Consider the following 2,701-nt stretch of genomic DNA (forward strand, 5'->3'; position numbering starts at 1 on the left):
GTTGATCGTGGAAGGCCCCGGGAGTGACCAAGGGTCAGCGCCGATCAGAGCGGGGTGGCCCCTGCACGACGCGCCGAGGTATGCGCCGTCGTCGGCCTCTCGTGATGTCGTCGCCAGCGTTGCCGGATCTGAGCGGGTCGGGCATCTCTCGGATGGAGCGCCAGAGCTCTGTTGCCGTCACGATGGCCGCGAAGGCTTGGTGGCGGGGGCGATCCCTCGCGCAACCAAGCGTGGCAAACCGCAGCTTCGGACTGGATCGCGTCCGCACGAGCGCCTACGATCCGGTCAGGGTGGTACGCGCCGCCCTGGGGCGTGGAAACCCCTTGTCTGACGGTATGGCGCCGGCCGTGACGGCGCCGGATTCCTTGACCTTCTTGGTCGGGGAGCCTGCGACGCATGTCCAGGCGCCCCGCTGCTAAAGGTCGTAGGGACCGTTCAGACACGGTTTTCCAACTCCCCGACTATGGGTGGTTGAGGCTCGTTAGCGGGGGCGCACCGCGGACACGGGCCTGCAGGGGTGGTTCGATGCACCGCTCGCACGATCGCGAAACCCTGGAAGCGCGGACGATCGAGGCCCAGCGCCTCTACATCAAGGCCCTCGTCGAGCTTGAACGGGTGCAGGACGGGATCGATGAAGGGTCGCTGATCGTCACCCATGGCGACCTGATCCAGGCCGAATGCCTGCTCGCCGAGCGTCGTTTCGCGCTCGTGGATCTGCTGAGCGCGCTCGGCTACACGCCGAAAGGCTTCACCGCCAAGCTGCCGCGCAGGTCGGGCAAGGGCGGCCACCGGCTGGACGCGACGTCCGATCCGGACATCGCCGCTCTGCGCCTCTGCTACCTCGCATGGCAGGGCAATTCCGTCTCGGTGGACACCGGACGGTCGATCCGCTCGATGCTCAACCTCGGCAGGGTCCTGATCCTGCTCGGAGCCCTTTCCGAAGAGGACATGGCGGCGGAGGAGCCGAGCGGAGAGGCCATCCCCAACTGACCCCTGCGAGGCGGGGATGTGCTGGCTGCGCCAAGCGCGGGACCGTGCGCGGGTCCGGGCAAGAGCCCGGATCATGGTCGCGCGCTATGGCGGCCCGGCCTACTGGCTGGCCCGGGATCGGGCTCGGGCCGCGCGCGGCGCGGATGCGGCCCGGGATCGGTTCTGGGGGAAAGTGGCCGTCGAGATCGCCCCGCTCGACGGTCGGGTGATCGGACTCGGGACCGGCGAACGCTGGCGCTAGGGCCCGGCCCCGCAAGAGGATCGGCGCGCCCCTCGTTCGAGGAGCGCGCCGTAAGTCGGTTCAAGTCTTGGGACAGAACGAGAGCGGATATAGGTAGATTTCTGCCCTCAAGCTACATTTATCAGTCACTTCCGGCACCATTATCACGCAATTAATTTGCGCATCATGCCTTTGGATTGTTCATGTCGTCATTCTATTTTCATTTAGTTCAGAATGCAGCAACGGGAGACGTAAGGCCGCCAGTCCTCACAAATCGAGGTCCTGTTGGAGGAAGCGGGCCGGGATGTCCTCCTCCCTGCCCTGCCAAGCGATGCGTCCATCCTGCCAAATCGTGACGAAGCCGCCGCTGCGAGGGATCGGGGGCGGCGGAGCCGCCTCGAAGTTGTCGCAGCCGAACTCGGCCGAGGTGGCCGAGAAGGGCGGCCGGGGATTGTTGCCGACCAAGACGCGGTCGCAGGCGCCCGTCGGCCGCCGGACGCGGCGGCGGGACAGACCGAGGTGGAACCACTCGTAGGCCCGCTGCTCCTCGTCCGAGGGCGCCATCCAGTGCCGGCAGTGCTTGCACCGGCCGGGGCGCGTGTCGGCCGGCTCGTCGAGGGCCGGCCCGCCGTTGTGCCCGACGCGAGCGGTCATGATCGCCCTCCCCGCTCCGAGGCGGCCTCGATCAACCAATGTCGAAGATCTCGCCGCATCAAGCCGATCGGCCCGTTGATGACGGTGATGCGGGCGTCCGGCCGGACGCAGCCCATGGTGACGAAGCCCGCCACGAATGCCTGCATGACGTCGAGGTAGAGCCGTCCACCCACCAGCGCGACATCCTCGAACGGCTCGGCGCCATACCCTGTCATCGAGGCGATCTCGGCGCCGGCGTGCATGCCGCAGGTGTCGGGCCGCCGCGGCGAGGGCGGGCGCGGCCATCGCGTCGTCACGCCGCCGGCGATCATCCGCTCGGCGAGATCCTGGGTCAGCCGCGCGTCGTAGTCGGCGATCGGCGTCGCCGCGTCGCGGAAGCCGTAAAGCGCCGACAGGAATGCGACCCGGGCCCGCCGGCCCTCCGGGTCGGCGGCGCGCAGGGTCCGCCACAGCGGGCCGTCGTAGCGCGCGAGTGCCGGGATGCGGTCGGGATCGGGGCGCTTGGTTGCCGAGCAGGCAAGGACGAGAAGACGGGGCACCGGCTTAGCTTTCGCGACGGGCACCGGAGCCTCTCTCCGGTCGATCATCCCATCGCGAAGCCCCTGGCCTCCTCCGACTCTTGAGCCCGGTCCCAGTTAGGACCGGGCGACCGGCCTGAGGTAAGGGGCCGGGATGTCAGCTCCCCACCCCGTCGCCACCGACCCTGCACCGAATTTTCACTCCTGGCGCGACCGCATCGAGCGCATGAACCCGGCGACGTCCCCCTGCCCCGGCCTGCATGGCGAGACGTGGCAGAGGGTCCACGCGGCGATGCTCGACTTCCTCGAGCGCTTCGGA

The 2,701-nt window shown here is 68.5% G+C and carries 4 protein-coding genes; 2 read left to right on the forward strand and 2 right to left on the reverse strand.

Annotated elements, in window-relative coordinates; all coding sequences use genetic code 11:
* Window positions 1-525: 525 nt before the first annotated feature.
* The gene (locus tag MKK50_RS24385) at window positions 526-990 is read left to right on the forward strand and encodes a transcriptional repressor TraM (protein WP_253374250.1); all 465 of its coding nucleotides are present in this window, start codon (window positions 526-528) and stop codon (window positions 988-990) included.
* A 73-nt stretch (window positions 991-1,063) separates the two neighbouring features.
* The gene (locus tag MKK50_RS24390) at window positions 1,064-1,231 is read left to right on the forward strand and encodes a hypothetical protein (RefSeq protein ID WP_209688083.1); all 168 of its coding nucleotides are present in this window, start codon (window positions 1,064-1,066) and stop codon (window positions 1,229-1,231) included.
* Window positions 1,232-1,477: 246 nt separating this feature from the next.
* On the opposite strand, the gene MKK50_RS24395 is transcribed toward MKK50_RS24390, so the two are convergent.
* Together MKK50_RS24395 and MKK50_RS24400 are read right to left on the reverse strand one after the other, a co-directional pair.
* Complete coding sequence (locus MKK50_RS24395) at window positions 1,478-1,864, reverse strand: hypothetical protein (RefSeq protein ID WP_209688082.1); 387 nt, start codon at window positions 1,862-1,864, stop codon at window positions 1,478-1,480.
* On the reverse strand, window positions 1,861-2,403 hold the full coding sequence (locus MKK50_RS24400) for a hypothetical protein (RefSeq protein ID WP_209688081.1): 543 nt from the start codon (window positions 2,401-2,403) through the stop codon (window positions 1,861-1,863). The genes MKK50_RS24395 and MKK50_RS24400 overlap by 4 nt, the downstream gene beginning before the upstream one ends.
* Between the last annotated feature and the right edge of the window lie 298 nt (window positions 2,404-2,701).

The organism is Methylobacterium sp. J-043 (genome assembly GCF_022829505.1).
GTDB classification, from domain to species: Bacteria; Pseudomonadota; Alphaproteobacteria; order Rhizobiales; family Beijerinckiaceae; genus Methylobacterium; species Methylobacterium extorquens_A.